Genomic DNA, 21,962 nt, shown 5'->3' on the forward strand with positions numbered 1-21,962 from the left:
TCACTTTTTGACAATGATCTTTTCATTATTTATTTGCTGTGATGCAAAGTTAAGAGCATCCGAAACCGAGATTTCTTTCTTTAAAGCTTTATGAAATTGTCTTGACATTATTTCTGAAATACGAGTATAATTTTCTAAAAATGGTCTGTGTTTTCCCCATTGCAATAATTTCTGTATTTGAAGTAATTCTTTGTGATCTTTTAAATAATTAGCATCTCGAAATACTTCTTCGTTAACCGGAATTACACCTCCTTCTTCATAAAGTATTTTCTGATTTTCTTTTTCAAACATAAATTTGATAAACTTAATTGCTTCTTCTTTTCTATCAGAAAATTTAGAAATCATCAAACTCCAGCCACCAAATACACCAGAAGATTTATTCCCTTCGAAATGTGGAAGTGGTGCAATTGCCATGTCTATTATGTGTGAGCTATCTTTTAAGAATTTTTTATACTGTTTATGAAATCCTACCCATCCTCTTAAAAAAACAGCATTATTTTCGTTTGCATAAATATAACTTGCAAACTCATCAAATCTTGTTACTTCAATTGGAGAAAAGTTATACTTATGGATAAAATCAACTAATTGTTGTAAAGCTTTTCTTGCTGGCTCTTTGTTCAATATAATTGGCTCTTTATAAAAAATATTCTCACTTTCTTTTTCAGAAAGCAATTCATGAAAACTGCATACAAGTCCCTCAAAATCGCCTCCCTGAAAAACATAAAATGGATTTGAATAACTAAATCTTTTCCCGAGTGCAATAAATTCATCCCAGCTAAGTGATTTTTGAATTTTCTCTTCTATCGAACGGCCATCTGGTAGCTTTTGAATCAGGTCTTTTCTGTAATACAAAACTCCAATATCAAGAAATAATGGAAATGCAACAAGCGTATCGTTCTGATAGCAGGCTTTCAATGCCATTTTATTTACATTTCTAAATTCTTCTTTGCTAAAGAATCTATCGAGTGGATATCCCCATTTTGCAAATCGTGGTACCCAGATTAAATCAACAGCAAAAATGTCAATTCCATCACTTCTATTTCTTAAAGAACGTGTAAGAATTGCTTTTCTATCATTCGTAGTAAAATGATAAAAAGGTAAGTTTACTGGAACAACTTCTATTTCACCTTTATGAAGTTCATTAAACTTCTTAATAATCTTTAAATGAGCTGGTGAAATATTATCTACATAATAAATTTTTTGAGCTTTCCCTTTAGGAAAGAGATTTATTTGAAATGGCAGGTAAATAAAAAAGAAAATAGCAACCAGAGAAATCAAAATTGATATTAACCAGATCGAAGATTCCTTAATCTTTTTTGTAATCTTTTTCAATTGTTCCCCCTAAAAATATAATGAAGATTTTTACGACAAGATAATCTTACGTAAAGATTTTTCAATAGCATTCTTAAAGTTGCTAAGATTAACAGGTTTTTGAAATATATATTCTACACCAAGATTTTTATATTCATTTTCGATTGCTTTATTAATATCACTACTGAGAATTATAACCGGGGGACGAACTTTCAAATCCGAAATTAAAAGTTGTTTTACCAGTTCATAACCACTCATTACTGGCATTTTGTGATCTGTAATTACAAGTGCAGGTGTTTGTTGTTTAATAATTTCAAGTGCCTGTTTCCCATTTTCTGCTTCAAGAATTGTATATCCAGGAATTAAATTCCTTAAGAGTTTGGTATAAAGTATCCGATCATATTTAATATCATCAACAAGTAAAATTGTTGTTGAAGAAATTGGAATAGTGAAAATAAATTTTGTTCCCTTTCCATATTCACTTTCAACCCAGATATCGCCACCATGTTTACTTATTATTTCATGAACAAGCGAAAGTCCTAACCCACTTCCTTTTTCGCCTGCAGTTCCTGTTGTTGTAAACTTTGAATCTATTTTAAAAAGTTTTGGTAAATCATCTTTTTTAATTCCAATACCAGTATCTTCAATTACAAATTGAACATTTCTCTTTTCAATATTAATATTTGCAGATACTGTAATTTTACCTCCTGGATTGGTAAATTTTATTGAGTTTGATATTAAATTATTAAATGCCTGTAATAGTAAATTTTCATCTGCGTGTATATGAAGATCATTTTCAACTTCTGAAATTAACTTTATATTTTTCTGTAATGCAGCCCCAGATAAAATTTGTAACGACTTATCAATTAATATTTTTGCATTTATTTTTTGTGGTTCGAACTTTATTCTGCCAGTTTGAAGTCTTGTCCAATCAAGTAATGAATTAACCAAACTCAACATACTTTTAGCAGATTCCTGAATAAATTCTATATACTGTTTTCTTTTATCTTCCGAAATATCTTTTTCGTTGAGTAGAAAATCTGTAAATCCAAGAATTGAACTGAATGGAGTTCTTAAATCGTGTGATATAATAGATATAAATCGATCTTTTGCTTCGTTAAGTTCTTTTAATTCTCTTGCAGATTTTTTTAAATCTTCTTCTGCTTTTTTAGAAAGAGTTATATCATTTACAATTCCAAATACTTTCTGTACTTCACCACTTGAATCTCTGTTAACGGTAATTTTGTTTTCAATCCAGATAACATTTCCAAGCGAATCAATTATTCGATATTCAAGAACTTCAAAATTTCTTGCAGGATCTTTATAAAACCTTCTTAATTTTTCTACTGTTTCTTTGACATCATCGGGATGAATAATCTTTTTCCACAATTTTGAATCTTTCAAAAATGAATCGTGAGAATAACCTGTAATCTTTTTAATTGTGGGAGTATAAAATACTTCCTTCAGTTTACCATCTATTCTTTCTGCAGTCCATATGCACTCATTAATATTTTCTGTAATACTTCTATATCTTTCTTCGGATAATCTTAAAATTTCTTTTGATTTTTTTTCTTCTGTAATATCTCTTAATATCCAGACAATAAACTTTTCGTTATCAACTTCGTAGGAAGAAACAGAATTTTCCAGTTCAATTGTTGAATTATTTTTTGTAATGCCAGTAAATGTCAACTTCGAAGTTGAAATTTTACCTTCTTCAAGATCTTCAATTAATCTTGCAACTTTTACTATACTATTATTTTCCACAAAGTTTAAGGGATCTTGACCTATTATTTCACTTGCACTTTTATAACCAAACATCTTCACAAATGAATCATTGACGAGAAATATTTTTCTTTTGTTAATAAGTGCTATCCCATCAAGAGAGGCTTCGAATATTGAACGAATGAGTAAAAGATCTTTTTCAAATTCTTTCTTTTGAGTTATATCTGTTAGAATAACATTATAATAAAGGGGAAGATTGGAAGAATCTTTTACTATAGAAAAACTTGCAAGTGTATAAATTGTCTGGCGACTCTTTGTAATTAAAGGTATTTCTATTGATTGAATTTTATTGTTTTTAATATCATTTAGATTGAATCCCACATTCATTAAATAGTAAGGATCAATCAAATCGCTAAAAAATAATTTTTTAATTTCTTCTTCTGTATAATTAAATGATTCAAGAAGATAAGGATTGGCATAAATTATTTTACCTGTCAAATCAAGAATGCAAATAAATTCGTGTGAATTAATTACAATATTCTTAAATCTTTCTTCCGAAGCTTTAAGTTCTCTTTCGAGTTTTGTCTTTTGAGTAGTATTGGTGCAAAGAAGAATAAATTTCCGTTCTTCTTCATCTTTCAATAAACCAATTCTTATTGTAAAATATTCAGATAAACTTTCATCTTCACCAATCTTAAGAACAATTTCTTCGTAACTTTTTGATTCTAATTTTTTACTGAGTTCACTTAAAAATTCTTTGTTTAATTCTGGAAATATTTTCCAGATTGATTTTCCATAGACCTCACTTTTGGTAAGACCAAACAAATTTGCTGCACCTTCGTTCCATAAAAATATTTCACCATTTTCTTTAATGCCTATTAATCCATCAAAAAAATTTGTTGAAATATATTCATACTTTTTAAGTTCATTAATTAATTCTTCCAGATATTTATCTTCACGTATCTTCTTCGAAATTAATATTATGAATAATTCCTGCTTATTATCTTCTGTTATTAATGGTATAATAGAAACATTTAATCTCTGTTCTTTTGAATCTTTCAGGAAAGGAATTTCTGTTGAAATTATTTTTTCTGCTGTTGCAGATTGTTCAATTAATTTTTTAAATAGTAAGCCAGATAATTTTTTTGGCTTTTTTCCAGGATAAATTGAATCAGCCTCAAAGAGAAAATTATATTTTTCATAAATATTTTCTTGAACAAATTTTATTTCACAGGATTTATTAACTATTACAAATGATTCACTTATTTGAGAGAGAAAGTTTATAAAATTTTGTGAGTCTATTAAAGAACTTTCTTTTTTAGCTGCATCATATTTTATATCCTCAAGAATTAAAACGCCGCCTTCAAAATTATTATCAATTATTATTGGTACACATTTGAGCAAAACAGAGATTTTATTACCAGTAATTGTCTTTAGTTCTGCAATCTCTTTTTCGAAAGCAGTGAAGTTTTTAAGTTCAATTAAATCTTTTCTCAAATCGATGTTTTCAAAAATTCTATATTCATAGATACTTTTTCCCACCAAAGAATCTGGAGTGCCATTAATAACACCAGGAAACCTGAAGAAATTATTGTTTACAAATTCTACTCTAAAATCTCTGGAAAAAATCAGTACACCAACTGGAGCAAATTCGAATGCATTTCTAAAAGTAATATTACTTTTTGCGTTAAATTCAGTCGATGGAATCATTGAGCTAACATGTATTTATCCTTAAACTTAATTACAATTTATAAAATAGAAGCAAGAAAATCATGATATTTAATAAACACTCATTAAGTTAAGAATTTAATTAAATTATTAATTCACAAAATATCTTGAACAAACAAGTAATTCTTTATCTTAATTCATTAAATCCAGTTTTGTTTATCACAAATAACTATTTTATTTTTTGAATACAAAATCTTTATTTAAAAATTGCAGGTGATTTATGAAAAAATTATTAGTCAATTCTTCAATAATTCTTTTCTTATTTGCTTTTCTATTTACAACTAATGCACAATTAAAATTAGACACAGTTAAAGCCCAGCGTTTCGACACTGGTAAGATGTGGTCTTTCGATTACCCACCAATTGAATATCTTAAATCAACATATGGAATTGATGTAGACGAAGATTGGTTTGAAGATGTTCGTTTATCTGCATTACGACTCACAAATTGTACAGCTTCTTTTGTCTCCGAAGATGGATTAATTATGACCAACCATCATTGTGCACGGGGAATTCTTGAAAGATTATCTCAAGAAGGAGAAGATCTGGTTAAAGATGGATTTTATGCTAAAACACTTGAAGAAGAAAGAAAAATTCCAAATTACTATGCAGACCAGCTGGTTTTTATTAAAGATGTAACAGAAGAAGTTCAAAAAGCTGCTGAAACAGGTTCAACTCCAGAAGAAAAAGCAAAAAATAAAGAAGAAAAAATTAAAGAACTTACTGATAAACTCAATAAAGAAACAGGCTTAATAGCTCAGGTTGTTTCTCTATTTAATGGAGCAAAATATTCTTTATATGGCTATAAAAGATACAATGATATAAGACTTGTTTTTGCACCCGATATGCAAATAGCATATTTTGGTGGCGACTTCGATAATTTTACTTATCCTCGTTACAATCTCGATTTTACATTCTATCGTGCATATGAAAACGACAAGCCAGTAAATCCAAAAAACTTTTTTAAATTCTCATTAAAAGGTATTGATCCTAACGAACCTATTTTTACAGTAGGAAATCCAGGAACAACACAAAGATTAAAAACAGTTGCACAACTCGAATATATGAGAGATGTTGTTTATAGAAATAATTCTTTCCTTCTCGATACTTATTACAATGCACTTGAAGAACTAAAAAAAGTTGCACCTGAACGTGCTGATGAGTTTGAAAAAATTCGTGTTAATATTGGCAATAGCCAGAAAGTAATTACAACTATATACAAAGGCTTAACAGATCCATACTTAATGGCACGCAAAAAAGATTTCCAGAGAAAACTTCAGGAAGCTGTATGGAATAATCCTGAATTAAAAGAAAAATATGGAACAGTCTGGGAAAATATAGAGAAGACCCAGATGGAAATGAGAAAATACGGACCAAAGTTAGCAGCTTATTCAATTAATCCAAGATTTACACCTGTTTATTTTTCAATTGCAAAAAAGCTTATTGATTTTGCAAAAGAAATTAGCAAACCCGAAAGTGAAAGAAATCCTGATTATAAAACAGAAAAACTCGATTCAATAATAAATTCAATTTATCCTGAAAAAGTTGATGAACTGCTTGAGAATACCAAATTATGGATCTGGGCAGATTTTATGAGAATGAATCTTGGTGATGATGATAATTACATTCAAAAACTTTTTGGAAATAATAAAGGAAAAGCTGCTGCCGATTTTCTTCTTTCAAATTCAATAATCAGTATAAGAGATAAAGTAATTAATCTTGCAAAAGAAGGTGCCGATGCAATTCTGAATTCCAATGATCCATTAATTGTATTTGTTAAAGAAACACAGGAAAAATTGCCTGAACTTCAAAAACTTCTAAGAGAAATTACTAATACAACTCAGGTTTATGATGATATGCTTGGACAGGTAATATTTAAAGTTTATGGAACATCAATTCCACCAGATGCTAATTTTACATTGAGATTAAGTGATGGTAAGCTTGCAAGTTTTGATTATAACGGCACCAAAGCTCCACTCTTTACAACTTTCTATGGATTGTATGATAGATGGCATTCTTTCAACAAAGAATATCCATGGGATTTACATGAAAGATGGCAGAATATTCCAGCAGATTTTGATTTATCTACTCCATTTAATTTTATTTCTACAAACGACATAGTTGGTGGTAACTCTGGAAGTGCAATTATTAATAAAAACGCAGAAGTTGTAGGACTTGCTTTCGATGGAAATATGGAGAGCATTGTTGGTAATTTCATTTACATGCCTCATAATAATAGATGCGTAGCAGTTGATGTTAGAGCCATTGTTCATGCTGCAGAAAAAATTTATAAAGCAGATCGAATAGTTTATGAACTTAAAGAAGGCAAAATGAAGAAGTAATAAAGAGAGACTTTTGTTATTTTAATTGTTCTGAACAAAGTGAAAGTAGATTTTCAAAAATAATTTTTGAGATATTTTGATTTGCTCGATATGACAATTATCAATTATTCAGAGGTCTAAAGCATAGAACACGGATAATCCGAATAAAATAAAATTATATTCGTTCTAAATTATCCGTGTTCTATCTAATAAATTTTGAAAATATTTCTTCAAGCTGTTCAAACTCAATAAGAAAAGCATCGTGACCCACATCAGAATTAATTTCTGCATATTCAGCATCAGGAATTTGAGAGACAATTTCTTTTTGTTCTTCTGGTGGATATAAAATATCGCTGCTAATTCCAATACACAAAGTTTTTGCAGTTATTGATGAGAGTGCCTTTTTTATTCCGCCACGCAAATAACCAACATCATGTAAATCCATTGCCCATGTAATATAAAGATAAGTATTAGCGTCAAATCTATTTACAAGTTTTTCTCCCTGATAATCAAGATAGCTTTGCACCTGAAATTTATTTAAAGGATTTAATTCATCATTATCATTAAGTCTATCTCTATTAAATCTTCTTTGAAATGAAATCATTGTTCTATAACTAATCATTGCAATTTTTCTGGCGTTAGAAAGTCCAATTTTTGGTTGAACAGTATAATTTCCATTATTCCATTGTGGATCGTTTATAATTGAAGAGCGAGCAATATCATTCAAAGCAATAGCCCAGGCTGAGTGAGCAGCAGAAGCACCAATTGGAATAATTTTTTCAACAAAGTCTGGATACATAATAGCCAATTCGAGTGTTTGCATACCACCAAGAGAACCACCTGCAGCAACTTTAATTTTTTTAATACCTAAATAATCAGCCAGCTCTTTCTGTACCCGAACCATATCTCTTACAGTTATAAGTGGAAAATTCATTCCATATTTTTGATTGGTTGATGGATCAATATCAGTTGGTCCTGTTGTTCCATAACATCCTCCAAGAAAATTACTGCATACAACATAAAACTTATTTGTATCAAAAATTTTTCCTGGACCAATTAATGGATCCCACCAGCCTGGCTTACCTAAAAACATTTTGTTGTATTTATTTAAAAATTCATATGGAGAAGAATTTTCAAGTTCTTCTTCTGTTACAATTCCTGCAACATGCGAATTGCCAGTTAATGCATGAAATATCCAGATTACATTATCTCCAGACTTGTTTAATTCTCCATATGTCTGGAATGCAACTCGAATATTTTTTAATTGCTTTCCATTCATAAGGGTTAATGATTTGTTATTGAACAAATCAACAAATTTTGTGATAGGTTTTAGCATCTTATTATTAAACTCTCACCATTTAATTTTTATTTCAAAAAGTATTTTTACTTTTACATAAAGAAGAATAATTTTAAGTCAACTTTTAAATTACATCCATAGTTAATTACCAGATAAAAATTTTGAATGATTATCAAAATAATTCATCCACATGCTTTACTTAATGCTTGATCAAAATCTTCAATAATATCGTCAATATGTTCAAGACCAACTGAAACACGAATCATATCATCAGTTACACCTGCAGCTTTTTGTTCTTCTTTAGAAAGTTGTTGATGAGTAGTTGAAGCAGGATGAATTACAAGAGTTTTTGCATCACCAACATTTGCAAGCAAACTTGCCAGTTCAACAGAGTCGACAAATTTTTTCCCTGCTTCCAGACCACCTTTAATTCCAAATGCCAGCATTGAACCAAACAAATTATGATTAAAATATTTTTTAGCCTGTTCGTGATAAGGATGTTCTTTAAGACCAGGATACCAGACCCAGTTTACTCTTTTATCGTTCTTAAGCCATTCAGCGAGTTTAAGTGCATTTTGAGAATGTCTTTCAACACGAAGTGAAAGTGTTTCCAGTCCCTGAAGTAAAAGGAATGAATTAAAAGGACTTATACATGGACCTAAATCTCTTAAGCCTTCAACTCGAGCACGAATAATAAAAGCTATATTTCCAAATGGAGAATCTTTGCCAAAAGTTTCCCAGAAATTCAATCCATGATAACCCGGACTGGGTTCAGTAAAAAGTGGAAAATTTCCGTTTCCCCAATCGAATTTTCCTGAATCAACAATTACTCCTCCGATTGATGTTCCATGTCCACCTATCCATTTAGTAGCCGAAGCAACAACTATATCAGCCCCATGTCTTATTGGTGTAGCAAGATATCCAGCAGCTCCAAATGTATTATCCACAATTAAAGGAATGTTGTATGAATGAGCTAAATCTGCCAGTGCTTTTATGTCGGGTACGTTTAATCTTGGATTTCCTATTGTTTCAATATACAGAGCCTTTGTTTTTTTATCGATTGCTTTTTCAAATTCTTCTGGTTCATCTGAGTTAACAAATTTAACTTCGATACCAAGTCTGGGCAGCGTAACTTTAAATAAATTATAAGTTCCACCGTAAAGAAAACTGGTCGATACTATATTATCTCCTGTTTGAGCAATAGTTGTTATGGTTAAAGTTTCAGCAGCCTGACCAGATGATGTAGCAAGAGCTGCTATACCTTCTTCTAATGCAGCAATTCTTTGCTCAAATACATCTGTAGTAGGATTCATTATTCTTGTATAAATATTACCGAATTGTTTTAATGCAAAAAGATTGGCTGCATGGTCTGCATTATTAAAAACATAAGAAGTTGTTTGATAAATAGGTACAGCACGAGCATTGGTTTCTCGATCAGGTTTTTGTCCTGCATGTAATTGTAAGGTTTCGAATCTGTATTTTTTCATTTATAACCTCGTTTTATTTTAATGTAAAAAAAAACCCCTTCGGGAAGAATCCAGAAGAGGTTTATGAAAAATTCTCTTTTTCATCTTTCCCGCAACATTTAGTTGGGGCAGGATTTGGCACCTTTCCTGATTTAAGGAAGGTTGCCAAGGTGTCATCGGGCCTGTTCCCTCGACCTTTCTTGATGAAACTTTTGTAAAGAACAATTTTTAATTTTTAACAAAAATATAATATTATTTAAGCCTTGTCAAGAATGCAAAATTTTCACAAAATACTTTCTTTAAACCATTATACTATTATATAACATAAAATTTAATAATTATAAAAAGTATAAATATTTTTTCCTATATGATCATTGTATAAAGTTAAACTTTCTTTCATGTAAATGAATTAAATTTATCTAACATTTTAATGCACCTTTCTTTTTTTCTATCTATAGACTTTTCTAAAATTTTATGCCAAATTTTAGAATACATAACTTCCATTGATATACTTATGTTTTATCCTTTTTTAATAAATTTACATTATTCTATACGCTGATATACTTCACTTAGACGATTCAAATACCGTGTAATTTTATATAAGCCAACATTTCTTTTAATACTAACCCCATATTCGAAGCTATGTGTTGGAACTGATATAATTTCCGGTCTTCTAATATCTTGAAACCTATTAAATGAAACAGTATCTACCATAGGTAGCCCTTTAATTTTCACTCTATTATATTGATTTATTGAAATTATTATTTTTCTATAAGTAGTATTACTTGCAGTCTTAAAAGTATCCGTAACAAAATAAGTTTTTAAATTAGGTTCATATTTTACTGAATCAACATTCCAAGAAGATGTCCCTTCATTATGAGAAACTTCTCCATTAGTACTAAATGACCAAAAATCATATTTGAATTTATACCTTGTATTCTCATCAAAAGGGAAATAATCAGCTTTTTTACCTTGTATATATAAAAGAAAATAAAAATTTTCATTTACATATATTTTTCGATGATAATATTGGTAGAAATTTCCAAATGAATCTACAGTTATGGAATGAAAACCTTTACACACATTATTAAATTGAAACCCTCCTCCTCCATCAGTAATAGTAGAATCACTATAAAGTAATCCTTTATCAAGATAGACCTTAACACCTCTTAGGTAATTTCCACTCACATCTTCAATTGGTTGATCCCAAACATATCCTCTTACTGTAAAAGTTTCCTTGCAATATATATCCTTATTTGGCTCAAGTAGAATGTTTAAATTAGTATCTGGCGGTACATTTATTTGTCTTGTAAAGGTATTATACGATTTGTCATTTATAAGTATTATATAACTACCTTCTTTAACTTTATCGAAAACAAATTCCCCGTTTGATCTAATTAAAACAGAATCAAAATTCACAATATTATATAAGTAAATTTTAATTTTCTGATTATCAAACGTTCTCATAGTATCCTGTCTTTGTGTACTATCATTTAGATCAAGAAATATATAACTAACAAATCCTTTAACAGAATAAAATTTCTTTTCTAATTGTTCTTTATCGTCTACCGAAGAAACATTATTGTTACAACTAATTGTTATCATAAAGATCGTTATGGAAAATAAATAAACGATGTGTAGATGTTTTAAATTTTTGTAAATGTTTTTCATGATTTTTTTACCCCCGGTATGATAATATAATTTTATTTTTTTTTGCCCCCTAACTTCTTTAATGTTTAATTACATTTCTGGAATTCTTAAATTTATCGAAAATTGGAATTTATTTATTCAATCATAATATATTTTATTGAACTTTATATTCCTACGATAAAATTCGTTTCATTATTAAATTTACTTATAAAAAAGCCTATTTATGTTTGTATTAATTAAAGAACAACTCATGTTTAAAAAATCTATACCGTTGTGATCTAATTTATTAAATTTTTTTATTTTTTATAATAAAAAATTCAGACGACTCAATTATGCTTGAAGCTGTAGTTTATTAACCTTCTGAAATTGAGAGCAGATAGTTTTTTATATTTTGAGTGCATAACTATGCTTGAATAAAAAACTGAAAAAATTATATAACTATAAGCATAAGAAGATATTAAAAACAACTAACCAATACTTTGTGTTTTATGTAACAAATAATGCATCATGTAAAACATTTAGTGCTTTTTTTAATTCTTCTTTCTTAATTACTATTGTTAAATTTAGTTGAGATGATCCCTGAGCAATTGCTATTGTATTAATTCCATTTTGACCAAGTGCAGATAAAACCATTCCAGGAACACCTGGTGTATTTAATAAATCTTCGCCAACTACTGCAAGCATAGAAAGATCTTCAATAATTTCTACTCGCTTTAGTTGTTTTTCTAATATTTCTAATTTTAGCTCATTTTCAATCGCTCTTTTTGCTTTCAAACTATCAGAAGGAAAAACAGCAAAGCAAATTGTATGTCCCGAAGATCCCTGTGTAATTAAAAGTACTTTAACTTTTTCTTTAGCAAGAGCATTAAAAATTCTTGCGGAAATTCCTTCAATACCAATCAAACCACTCCCTTCTACCTGTAACATATGAACATTATCAATTGAAGAAATTCCTTTCATATTGAATTTTATATTGGGTTCTCTTGGTAAAATTAGAGTGCCTCTAAATGATGGATTAAAAGTATTTCTAATTCTTATTTTTATATTCTTTTGAAGAGCAGGTAACATTGTTGGAGAATAAATTACTTTGGCTCCAAAGTGCGACATTTCCATTGCTTCTTCGTATGTTACAGCTTTAAGTGGAAATGCACTCTGAACCTTTCGAGGATCAGCAGTCATAATTCCATTTACATCTGTCCATATTTCTATTTCATCAACATCAAGTGCTGCTCCAATAATCGAAGCTGTATAATCAGAGCCGCCTCTTCCAAGAGTTGTTGTTTCCCCATTATTTGTCGAAGCAATGAATCCTGTTACTATTTGAAGCTTTTTATTATTTGAAAAATATTCCTTTATTAATTGATTTGTCTTTTCAAAATCAACTTTAGCATTACCAAATTGTTCATCAGTTTTAATAATATTTCTTGCATCGAGTAAATCACAATCAATTTTTCTTGAAATTAATGTTTGGGAAATTATATAACAGGAAAGGTATTCTCCAAAACTCATTACTCTATCTAATGTGCGTGGTGTTAATTCTTTTAATAAATGAATACTTTCCAGTATTTGCAATAATTCATTTAATTTTTCTTCTACAACTTTTCTGGGTTTATTTAGTTTTGATTTTTTAATTAAGTCGCTTAAAGTACTTAAGTGTTTTTCTTTTATTTTCAAAAATGATTTTTTATATAAAGCATCTCCCTGTGCAGCTCTTCTTGCAGCATTAATTAATTCATCGGTAATTCCAGCCATTGCAGAGCAGACAACAATTATCTGTTCTCTCTTTTGGAGGTAGTCTGAAATAATATTAATTACAGAGTTTATACAATCTGAGTTACCAACCGAAGTTCCACCAAATTTTAGTACTTTCATATTTTATTAAATTATTTTTTCATCGCATTTAGTTTTCTCTGATATGCAAAATCTACAATCATTTTTAAAACAGTATCATATGAATAACCTGCATGAGCAGCAGAACGCATAAATCCAGCATCTTCCTGCAAATCTGGATTGGGATTAATTTCAAGCACATATAATTTATTATCTTTTGAAAGTCTCATATCCACTCTTGCATAATCTCTACAAGCTACTGCTTTAAAACATTTCAATGCTATTTGTTCAGCTTCAATTCTAATATTATCTTCAAGTGGAGCAGGACAAATTGGTATTGTCTTGTGATATGAAATATGATATGGATCCCACTTGGCATGAAAACTTACAATTGGATGAAGATTCTCCGGTAATTCAGAAAAATCAATTTCACTTATTGGTAAAACAACAGGATCCTTATCGCCAAAAATTGCAACATTAAGTTCTCTACCATTTATAAACTCTTCTACAAGAACAGGTTGATTTAAATAACCAAATATAAACTCAATTCTTTTTTTCAATTTTTCAGAATTGTAAACTACCGAATCATTATCAATACCTACACTGGCATCTTCATAAGCTGGTTTCACAATTAACGGATAATGTAAACCTAACTTTAAAGGTTCATTTAATGACTTAACAATTTTATATCGAGGAGTTTTTATCTTTAGAGAATCCAGAATTCTTTTAGTTAAAATTTTATTTTGACAGGTTCCAAGAGTTAAAGGAGGAGCTCCAGTATAGGCTAAGTTTAGCAATTCAAGTATTCCTGTAAAATTCATTTCAAGTCGAGGTTGATCATTAAAGAGTTCAACAAGATTAAAAATTACATCAGGTTTATTCTTATCTAAATCTTTAAAGAATAAATCTAAATTATCCTTTATATTTAATAAATATGCATCATAACCGGATTTTTTAAGAGAATTAACAATTTTTTCATATTCCTGTAAAGGATTAACTTCTTCAATTTCGAAATACGGAGTAAATCCTAAATTGCCTTTTTTTTCGTTTTTCTTGCGAGATTCTATTCCAGTATCGTTAAAAACAACTGCAACTTTCATTTTTAATTAAATTTTTTTTACAAAGAAAATAAAAAAGTTGGTGATTACAAAACTTTTATTATTTTTGACAGAACTCAAATTAAGAGTAAAAAATTGAGCTTTTATCCACAACCCAATAAATACCAATGTGGTCCTTTTGCTCTCAAATATGCTCTCGTCATGTTAGGAATTTTTAAAGACGAAGATCAAATTGGAATCATTGCCGGTAGCACATGGTGGGCTGGAACAGACGAGTTTGGACTTTCACGTGCTGCAAGAAGATTTAATTGTAAAATGAAACATTTCCAATCAAGCAATCCAGATGATGCAAGAAGACTCTTGATACAAAATTTAAAAAAAGGTTATCCCTGTATTTTGAGTGTAAAAAACTGGGAACACTGGAATACTGTAGTAAGCTATCAAAAAGGAAAATTTGTTGTTATCGATAGCGAACTCGATAAAGTTGTAAGTGTTGTTACTTCTTCACAATTAATAAAAAACTGGAAATATATAGAAAAAGAAACTGGTATTGTTAGTTATGATGGTTATGCACTCATTCCTAAATTTAAAGTTCATACACGTGCTAAATTTACTCCAGAAAAAGCTATTCAATTAATGTATGATAAAAATGAAGACCTTGCACGCAAATGGGATCAATATACAAACGACTTAATTACAATTTGTAAACCTCGAACAAAATTAAGCTACAATGTTATTACATTTACTGAATTTTTAAGACGAAATGAATTAAACCTTGTTAAAAGAGTTGCTAACTGGCATGGCGAACCAACTTATTCCGAATTAAAAAAAATTCTTATGAATATGAAATTTGTTGCAGAAGTCTATGATCTTGTAATCCCAGAAGACGAAGAAAAAAGAGCAACAATTGATGTGGCTTCTATTCTGATGATGTATTCCTGTGGTAAATATGGAATGACACCAATATATTAAAATCACTTTAAATATTTTTTGGGATACTCAAATAAAAAAATTTCTCCTCTCCCTCTTTCTATTTCATTCCAGCTTTCCAAATTAAATTTAAGACCAACAATACCACAGGTAGGAATATTATCTATATATTTATTACCAAGAAAATTTGCAAACGAAGTTAAACCGGGATTATGACCAATTATCATTACCGAAGAAAATTTTTCGGGAAGATTGCTTACTACATCAGATAATTCTTTTATGCCAGCTTCATAAATTTTTTTTTCTACAATAATATGTTCTTTTCCCAGATGAATTTCTTTTGAGATTATTTCTGCAGTCATTAAAGCACGAAGAGCATGACTTGTATAAATTGTATCAATATTAATTTCTTTCTCCTTTAAAAGTTTACCCATAAATGGAGCATCGCGTTTACCTCTTTTATTTAATGGTCTTTCAAGATCAGTAAGTGATGAATCTTCCCAGCTGGATTTTGCGTGTCTTAAAAGAAATAATTTTTTCATTTTAGTTAGAAATCTAAGAAGATATTTTAGATAACTCTTCTTTCAGTTTAGAAATGTTTCTTTTTTTCTGTTCATCATATTCTCTTCTTGCAAATTCAGTAAAGAATTTATGTGAGTTTAAGAATTCAATACTCTTTTTTAACCACTCGGCTTCGGATAATTGTCTACCAAAGTAATATTCAAATTCTTCTCGAAACAAATCGTTTCTATGCTTAAAAGTTTTTTTGCCAAGATGGGATAAATCGGCATCACATAAAATTTCTTCTAAAAGACTTTTAGGATTTTGTGGAACTTTTGTAGCAAGAATACAACTTTTTACTTTATCAATCTTAGATTGTGGATAATTTTCTTTTTTAAGAAATTCTTCTGCATACTTTGCACTCAATTCTTCATGTCCTTCAACTTCTTCAATATAACCAAGATCGTGAAACCAGGCAGCCAGTATTACAATTTCTAAATCCTCATCACTTATGTTTGAAGCTCTTCCAATAATTTCGGCTGTTTCTGCTACATTTCTTGTGTGGTCAACATCATGGTAAACATTATTACTTGAGATCTTTGTTTGAAGAAGATTCAATACATATTCTTTAACTTTTTCTATTAATTCATAATCCATAAATTATATTTAATAAATTGCTTACTCAAAATAATAATTTTTTAGAAACACACAACTATACTTTTATGATTTGAATCAAAGTTTATATTAACAACAAAATAATTAATTTTGTTTAAGAATTTTATATGGTGTTTATTATGATCTCATTAAAAAACAAAATTATCTTTATAACAGGGGCAACCTCTGGTATTGGTAAAGCCTGTGCATATGCCTTCGCAAAAGAAGGAGCAAATGTTATAATTAGTGCAAGAAGAAAAGAATTATTAAATGAAATTGCTGATGACATTAGAACAAATCATAATGTTAATGTATTGCCTTTAATGTTAGATGTTAGAAACAGAAAAGAAGTTTTTGATACTATAAACTCACTTACAGATGAATGGAAGAAAATTGATATTCTAATTAACAATGCGGGACTGGCTCGTGGCTTAAATAAATTTTATGAAGATAATCCAGATAACTGGGAAGAGATGATCGATACAAATATCAAAGGTTTATTATATGTAACATATGCAATTTTACCAGGAATGATCGAAAGAGGTTTTGGTCATATAATAAATATTGGTTCTATAGCTGGACACGAAGCATATCCAAAAGGTGCTGTTTATTGTGCAACAAAGCATGCAGTCGATGCAATTACAAAATCATTAAGAATGGATACAATTGATAAAAATATTTTGGTCAGTACAATCGATCCGGGACTGGTTGAAACCAATTTTAGCAAAATTAGATTTGATGGCGATGAAGAAAAAGCAAAAGCAGTTTATAAAGGATTAATCCCATTGACAGGAGAAGATGTTGCAGATGCGGTAATTTTTTGTGCAACTCGTCCTCCTCACGTCAATATTGCTCAAATAACACTTCTAGCATCACAGCAGGCATCTGCTACAATTGTTTATAGAAAAGAATAAAAAATACCTTCCTAAAAGTTTTAGAATTTTATGAAATACTTTTAGGAAGGTATAAATCATACAAACATACTGATATCACCAGCTCCAACTCTAAGTATTTCGGGCTCTTCTTGACTTAAATCAATTATGCTCGAAGGTTCCCCTTCAAGCGCACCAGCAGATAACATTAAGTCTACTTTCGTATTAAAAATTATTCTTATTTCCTCAGGATCATAAAGTACTTCGCCTTTCCTGTTTGTTACACTTGTGCTTACAATTGGATTTCCAAGTTCTTTGGCAAGCATTAGAGCAACTTTATGGTCAGGTATTCTTATACCAACAGTTTTTCTTTTAGTCCATAATTTTTTAGGTACTTCTCTTGCTGCGGGAAGAACAAAAGTATATGGACCCGGTAATAATTTTTTCATGATTCTATATGCATAATCAGAAACTTTGGCATATTTAGAAATATCTTTAAAATCTGGACATATAAAGCTGTATAATTTTGTCCCGGTTTCGTGTTTTATTTCATAAATTCTTTCTAATGCTTCGTGGTTGTATATATCACATCCAAGTCCATACACTGTATCTGTTGGATAAATTATAACACCACCATTTCTTAATACTTCTACAGCTTTATATATGTAACGTAATTGAGGAGTAACTGGATGTAATTCATAAAATTCCATAGAACCTCCTAAAAAAATTGGAGAATTAATTTATTATGTTATCCCTCCGTTGAATTCCATAAGTAAGGATTGAATTGACAATATAAATGTTAAAAGTTATTTACAAATAATCAACTCAAAAAATTTTTTCTTAGGTTTGTTTTTACAATTAATAATATTTTATTATGAAAAGCAAAATTCCTCGTGCTGTTCTTGTTTTAGGCTTAATAAGCCTTTTTACAGATTTTGCAAGTGAAATGTTATATCCTGTAACCCCAATATTTCTAACAACAATACTTGGCTCTTCAATGACAATTGTTGGAATTATTGAAGGTGTTGCAGAGGTTACAGCAGGCTTTTTGAAAGGAATATTTGGCGCTTTATCAGACAAAATAGGTAAACGTTCTATCTTTGTTAAAATTGGTTATGGAATTTCTGGTATTGTAAAACCATTGCCCGGATTATTCCCTTCTATTTTTACCGTAATTTTTTCAAGAATAACAGATCGAATAGGAAAAGGAATTAGAACAGCTCCTCGAGATGCTTTATTAAGCAGTTATTCAAATAATAACTCAGGTGCTATTTTTGGTTTTCATAGAGGAATGGATACACTTGGTGCAGTCATTGGACCTCTGAGTGCAATCTTACTTCTTCATATTTTTCCTGGTAATTATATTTTAATTTTCCTTTTAGCTTTTATTCCTTCAGTAATTGCAATTATATTTACACTTTTCGTTAAAGATGTTGCAATTCAAAAAAGAAAAGAAGAAAAATTCTTAATTAAGAATTTCTGGAAATCTGCACCAAAAAATTACAAAGTAATACTTATGCTTCTTACTATTTTTTCACTGGTTAACAGTAGCGATGTTTTTTTAATATTAAGATCACAAAATATTTCTCATTCGGATATAACCGCAATACTTGGTTATGTCTTTTACAATTTTATTTATGCTTTTTCATCATATCCAATTGGAACTCTATCAGATAAACTTGGCAAGAAAAAAGTATTTGCATCAGGTTTGTTAATTTTTTCACTGGTCTATTTTGTATTTGCAATAAATAAAGAACCATTAATTGTATGGTTATGTTTTGCATTTTATGGAATTTATGCTTCGTCTACAGAAGGAGTTGCAAAAGCATGGATTAGTGATATGATTGATATAAATCTACGTGGTTCTGCCATCGGTCTTTTAACTACCTTGATGAGTTTTGGAGTTATGCTTGGTTCAGTAATCACCGGTATATTATGGGATTACTTTGGTGCATTGGTTCCTTTCATAATTTCATCAATTATAAGTTTTATAATTGCTTTAATAATTTTAATATGGAAAGAAGTTTAGATAATTCAACTGTGACAAAATCGATATAATACTAAATTTTCTTTATCAAATTCTAATTTACTATTTTTCATTTGTAACAAAACAAAATTTGCTATGAATGATAAAAAAATTGCTGTTGTTGCCTTAAGTGGCGGAATGGATAGTTGTGTAACAGCTGCTATTGCAAATCAAGAGTATGAACTTGCTTTTGCACATATAAATTACGGTCAAAGAACAGAAAAACGAGAACTAAAAGCATTCAACGACATTGCTGATTTTTACAATGTTGAAAAAAGATTAATAATTGACTTTACTCATTTTTCAAAAATTGGTGGTTCTTCTTTAACTGATTATGGCATTGAAGTTACAAAAGCAAATTTACAAAGCAGAGAAATTCCTACCTCATATGTACCATTCAGAAATGCAAATATACTTTCTGTGTGTGTTAGCTGGGCAGAAGTTCTTGGAGCCAGTGCGGTTTTCATTGGAGCTGTTTATGAAGATGCAAGTGGATATCCAGATTGTCGACCGGAATTTTTTGAAGCATTTGAGAAAATGGTCGACTTAGGAACTAAACCAGAAACTAAAATTAAAATTGTTACACCAATAATTCACTTTTCAAAATCAGAAATTGTTAAAAAAGGAATTGAATTAGGGGCACCTCTACATCTTACATGGTCATGCTATCAAAATGAAGACGAAGCATGTGGAGAATGTGATAGTTGTGCATTTCGTTTACGTGGATTTCAACTTGCAGGCGTTGAAGATCCAATCCCTTACAAAACTAAACCCAAGTATGTATAACAAATTAGAATGAAGATATGAATGAAAAACAAAAAATACTCGAAACATTTCCCAATCCCAATCCAGAAAGAGATTACACTATAATTCATACAGCACCAGAATTTACTTCTCTCTGCCCTAAAACCGGTCAACCTGATTTTGCTACCATAATTCTCGAATATATTCCAGATAAATTATGCGTTGAATTAAAATCCTATAAATTTTATCTCCAGTCATATCGTAATGATGGTATCTACTTCGAAGCTGTTACAAATAAAATCTTAAACGATCTTGTTGAAGTTCTACAACCTCGCTATATGAAAATTACTGCAAAGTTTAATACTCGCGGAGGTATCCATTCTGATATTATTGCTGAATATAGAAAAGAAAAATAGCCAAAAGCTATTCATAAATAAATCAAATGAGGTCACACAATGGCTAAAAAGGTAATTAAAAAAAGCTGGGCAGAACCATTTAAAATAAAGATGGTTGAACCAGTTAAAATAACCACAAGAGAATATCGAGAAAAATGTATTAAAGAAGCTGGTTATAATACCTTTCTTCTACGTTCAGAAGATGTATATATTGATTTGCTTACTGATAGTGGCACAAATGCAATGAGCGATTATCAGTGGGCTGGTTTAATGATGGGCGACGAAGCTTACGCAGGAAGTAGAAACTTTTACTATCTGTGGGATAATGTTAAAAAATATTATGGTATGCCTTATTTCGTTCCTACTCATCAAGGAAGAGCTGCTGAACATATAATTTCAAAAATATTAATCAAACCTGGAGATTATATCCCAGGTAATATGTATTTTACTACAACAAGACTTCATCAAGAATTAGCTGGTGGAACTTTTGTAGATGTAATAATAGACGAAGCACACGATCCACAAAATAGACATCCATTCAAAGGAAACGTTGATTTAAATAAACTCGAAGATTTAATTAAAAAAGTCGGTCCCCAAAAAATTCCTTATGTAAGTATTGCTGGACCTGTTAATATGGCTGGTGGTCAACCAATATCAATGGAAAATTTGAAACAGGTTTATCAACTATCTAAAAAATATGGAATAAAACTCTGGTTCGATGCAACTCGTGCTACAGAAAATGCTTACTTCATTAAAATCAGAGAAAAAGGTTATGAGAATAAAACTATTGCACAAATACTTAAAGAAATGTGTTCTTACTTTGATGGATTATGGGTTAGTGCAAAAAAAGATTTAATGGTTAACATAGGTGGATTTCTTGCAACAAGAAATAAAAAAGTTTTTGAAGAAGCTCGCAACCTTGTAGTTGTTTATGAAGGTTTACATACATACGGTGGTTTAGCTGGAAGAGATATGGAAGCTATGGCTCGTGGAATTGAAGAGATGGTAAAATATGAAAACATTAGTTCAAGAATTGGACAAATTGAATATTGTGGCAAACAACTTGAAAAATATGGTGTGCCGCTTGTATATCCATTTGGCGGTCATGCAATTTTTCTTGATGCAAAAAGATTTTTACCACATATAAAACAAGATAATTTTCCTGCACAAACTTTAGCAGCAGAAATATATGTCGATAGTGGTGTGCGAGGTATGGAACGTGGTATTGTTTCTGCAGGTAGAGATCCCAAAACTGGATTAAATCGTTATCCTAAACTTGAATTGGTTAGATTAACTTTTCCAAGAAGAGTTTATACTCAATCTCATATCGATGTAACAGTAGAATCAATTGCTCAGGTTTATCAGGATAGAAAAAAAATAAAAGGCTTAAAAATGGTTTATGAACCTAAATATCTAAGATTCTTTCAGGCAAAATTCACTAAATTATAATTATTATTT

Annotated in this window: 17 protein-coding genes and 1 riboswitch; of the genes, 7 read left to right on the forward strand and 10 right to left on the reverse strand. The window is 29.9% G+C overall.

The window, feature by feature from the left end; translation table 11 throughout:
- Both VJY38_RS05340 and VJY38_RS05345 read right to left on the reverse strand, forming a co-directional pair.
- Entirely contained in the window at positions 1-1,332 is a 1,332-nt protein-coding gene (locus VJY38_RS05340) for an extracellular solute-binding protein (protein ID WP_353679636.1), read from the reverse strand.
- Between the two features lie 30 nt (positions 1,333-1,362).
- Positions 1,363-4,743: a PAS domain S-box protein gene (locus VJY38_RS05345; protein WP_353679637.1), complete on the reverse strand. Its 3,381-nt coding sequence runs from the start codon at positions 4,741-4,743 to the stop codon at positions 1,363-1,365.
- A 238-nt stretch (positions 4,744-4,981) separates the two neighbouring features.
- On the opposite strand from VJY38_RS05345, the gene VJY38_RS05350 reads away from it, so the two are divergent.
- Complete coding sequence (locus VJY38_RS05350) at positions 4,982-7,102, forward strand: S46 family peptidase (protein ID WP_353679638.1); 2,121 nt, start codon at positions 4,982-4,984, stop codon at positions 7,100-7,102.
- 181 nt (positions 7,103-7,283) lie between these two features.
- Here the strand turns inward: VJY38_RS05350 and metX are convergent, their stop codons facing one another.
- The 5 genes from metX to VJY38_RS05375 all read right to left on the reverse strand — a co-directional run bounded on the left by metX (position 7,284) and on the right by VJY38_RS05375 (position 14,424).
- The gene (gene metX / locus VJY38_RS05355) at positions 7,284-8,417 is read right to left on the reverse strand and encodes a homoserine O-acetyltransferase MetX (RefSeq protein WP_353679639.1); all 1,134 of its coding nucleotides are present in this window, start codon (positions 8,415-8,417) and stop codon (positions 7,284-7,286) included.
- A 143-nt stretch (positions 8,418-8,560) separates the two neighbouring features.
- Positions 8,561-9,865: an O-acetylhomoserine aminocarboxypropyltransferase/cysteine synthase family protein gene (locus VJY38_RS05360; RefSeq protein ID WP_353679640.1), complete on the reverse strand. Its 1,305-nt coding sequence runs from the start codon at positions 9,863-9,865 to the stop codon at positions 8,561-8,563.
- A gap of 77 nt (positions 9,866-9,942) precedes the next feature.
- Positions 9,943-10,054, reverse strand: a riboswitch (SAM riboswitch).
- A 333-nt stretch (positions 10,055-10,387) separates the two neighbouring features.
- A complete protein-coding gene (locus VJY38_RS05365; protein WP_353679641.1) occupies positions 10,388-11,515 on the reverse strand; it encodes a hypothetical protein in 1,128 nt (375 codons plus the stop codon).
- 465 nt (positions 11,516-11,980) lie between these two features.
- Positions 11,981-13,366, reverse strand: coding sequence for an aspartate kinase (locus VJY38_RS05370; RefSeq protein ID WP_353679642.1), 1,386 nt, complete (start codon positions 13,364-13,366; stop codon positions 11,981-11,983).
- 11 nt (positions 13,367-13,377) lie between these two features.
- Complete coding sequence (locus VJY38_RS05375) at positions 13,378-14,424, reverse strand: D-alanine--D-alanine ligase family protein (RefSeq protein WP_353679643.1); 1,047 nt, start codon at positions 14,422-14,424, stop codon at positions 13,378-13,380.
- 93 nt (positions 14,425-14,517) lie between these two features.
- Here VJY38_RS05375 and VJY38_RS05380 point away from each other — a divergent pair, with 93 nt between their 5' ends.
- The gene (locus VJY38_RS05380) at positions 14,518-15,354 is read left to right on the forward strand and encodes a cysteine peptidase family C39 domain-containing protein (protein WP_353679644.1); all 837 of its coding nucleotides are present in this window, start codon (positions 14,518-14,520) and stop codon (positions 15,352-15,354) included.
- 2 nt (positions 15,355-15,356) lie between these two features.
- On the opposite strand, the gene VJY38_RS05385 is transcribed toward VJY38_RS05380, so the two are convergent.
- Together VJY38_RS05385 and VJY38_RS05390 are read right to left on the reverse strand one after the other, a co-directional pair.
- The gene (locus tag VJY38_RS05385) at positions 15,357-15,854 is read right to left on the reverse strand and encodes a SixA phosphatase family protein (protein WP_353679645.1); all 498 of its coding nucleotides are present in this window, start codon (positions 15,852-15,854) and stop codon (positions 15,357-15,359) included.
- Positions 15,855-15,867: 13 nt separating this feature from the next.
- Positions 15,868-16,470: an HD domain-containing protein gene (locus VJY38_RS05390; RefSeq protein WP_353679646.1), complete on the reverse strand. Its 603-nt coding sequence runs from the start codon at positions 16,468-16,470 to the stop codon at positions 15,868-15,870.
- A 137-nt stretch (positions 16,471-16,607) separates the two neighbouring features.
- Between VJY38_RS05390 and VJY38_RS05395 the strand changes: the two genes are divergently transcribed.
- Positions 16,608-17,381, forward strand: a complete 774-nt coding sequence (locus VJY38_RS05395; RefSeq protein WP_353679647.1) for an SDR family NAD(P)-dependent oxidoreductase — start codon at positions 16,608-16,610, stop codon at positions 17,379-17,381.
- 56 nt (positions 17,382-17,437) lie between these two features.
- On the opposite strand, the gene VJY38_RS05400 is transcribed toward VJY38_RS05395, so the two are convergent.
- Entirely contained in the window at positions 17,438-18,049 is a 612-nt protein-coding gene (locus VJY38_RS05400) for an L-threonylcarbamoyladenylate synthase (protein WP_353679648.1), read from the reverse strand.
- Positions 18,050-18,213: 164 nt separating this feature from the next.
- Between VJY38_RS05400 and VJY38_RS05405 the strand changes: the two genes are divergently transcribed.
- The 4 genes from VJY38_RS05405 to VJY38_RS05420 all read left to right on the forward strand — a co-directional run bounded on the left by VJY38_RS05405 (position 18,214) and on the right by VJY38_RS05420 (position 21,953).
- Positions 18,214-19,368 (forward strand): MFS transporter, encoded by a 1,155-nt coding sequence (locus VJY38_RS05405; protein WP_353679649.1) that lies wholly within the window; start codon positions 18,214-18,216, stop codon positions 19,366-19,368.
- A 93-nt stretch (positions 19,369-19,461) separates the two neighbouring features.
- Positions 19,462-20,151 (forward strand): 7-cyano-7-deazaguanine synthase QueC, encoded by a 690-nt coding sequence (gene queC, locus VJY38_RS05410; protein ID WP_353679650.1) that lies wholly within the window; start codon positions 19,462-19,464, stop codon positions 20,149-20,151.
- Positions 20,152-20,168: 17 nt separating this feature from the next.
- Positions 20,169-20,525 (forward strand): preQ(1) synthase, encoded by a 357-nt coding sequence (queF, locus tag VJY38_RS05415; protein WP_353679651.1) that lies wholly within the window; start codon positions 20,169-20,171, stop codon positions 20,523-20,525.
- A 39-nt stretch (positions 20,526-20,564) separates the two neighbouring features.
- Positions 20,565-21,953 (forward strand): tyrosine phenol-lyase, encoded by a 1,389-nt coding sequence (locus tag VJY38_RS05420; protein WP_353679652.1) that lies wholly within the window; start codon positions 20,565-20,567, stop codon positions 21,951-21,953.
- Positions 21,954-21,962: the final 9 nt, after the last annotated feature.

Origin of the sequence: Rosettibacter firmus (assembly GCF_036860695.1) — a bacterium.
Taxonomy (GTDB): Bacteria; Bacteroidota; Ignavibacteria; order Ignavibacteriales; family Melioribacteraceae; genus Rosettibacter; species Rosettibacter firmus.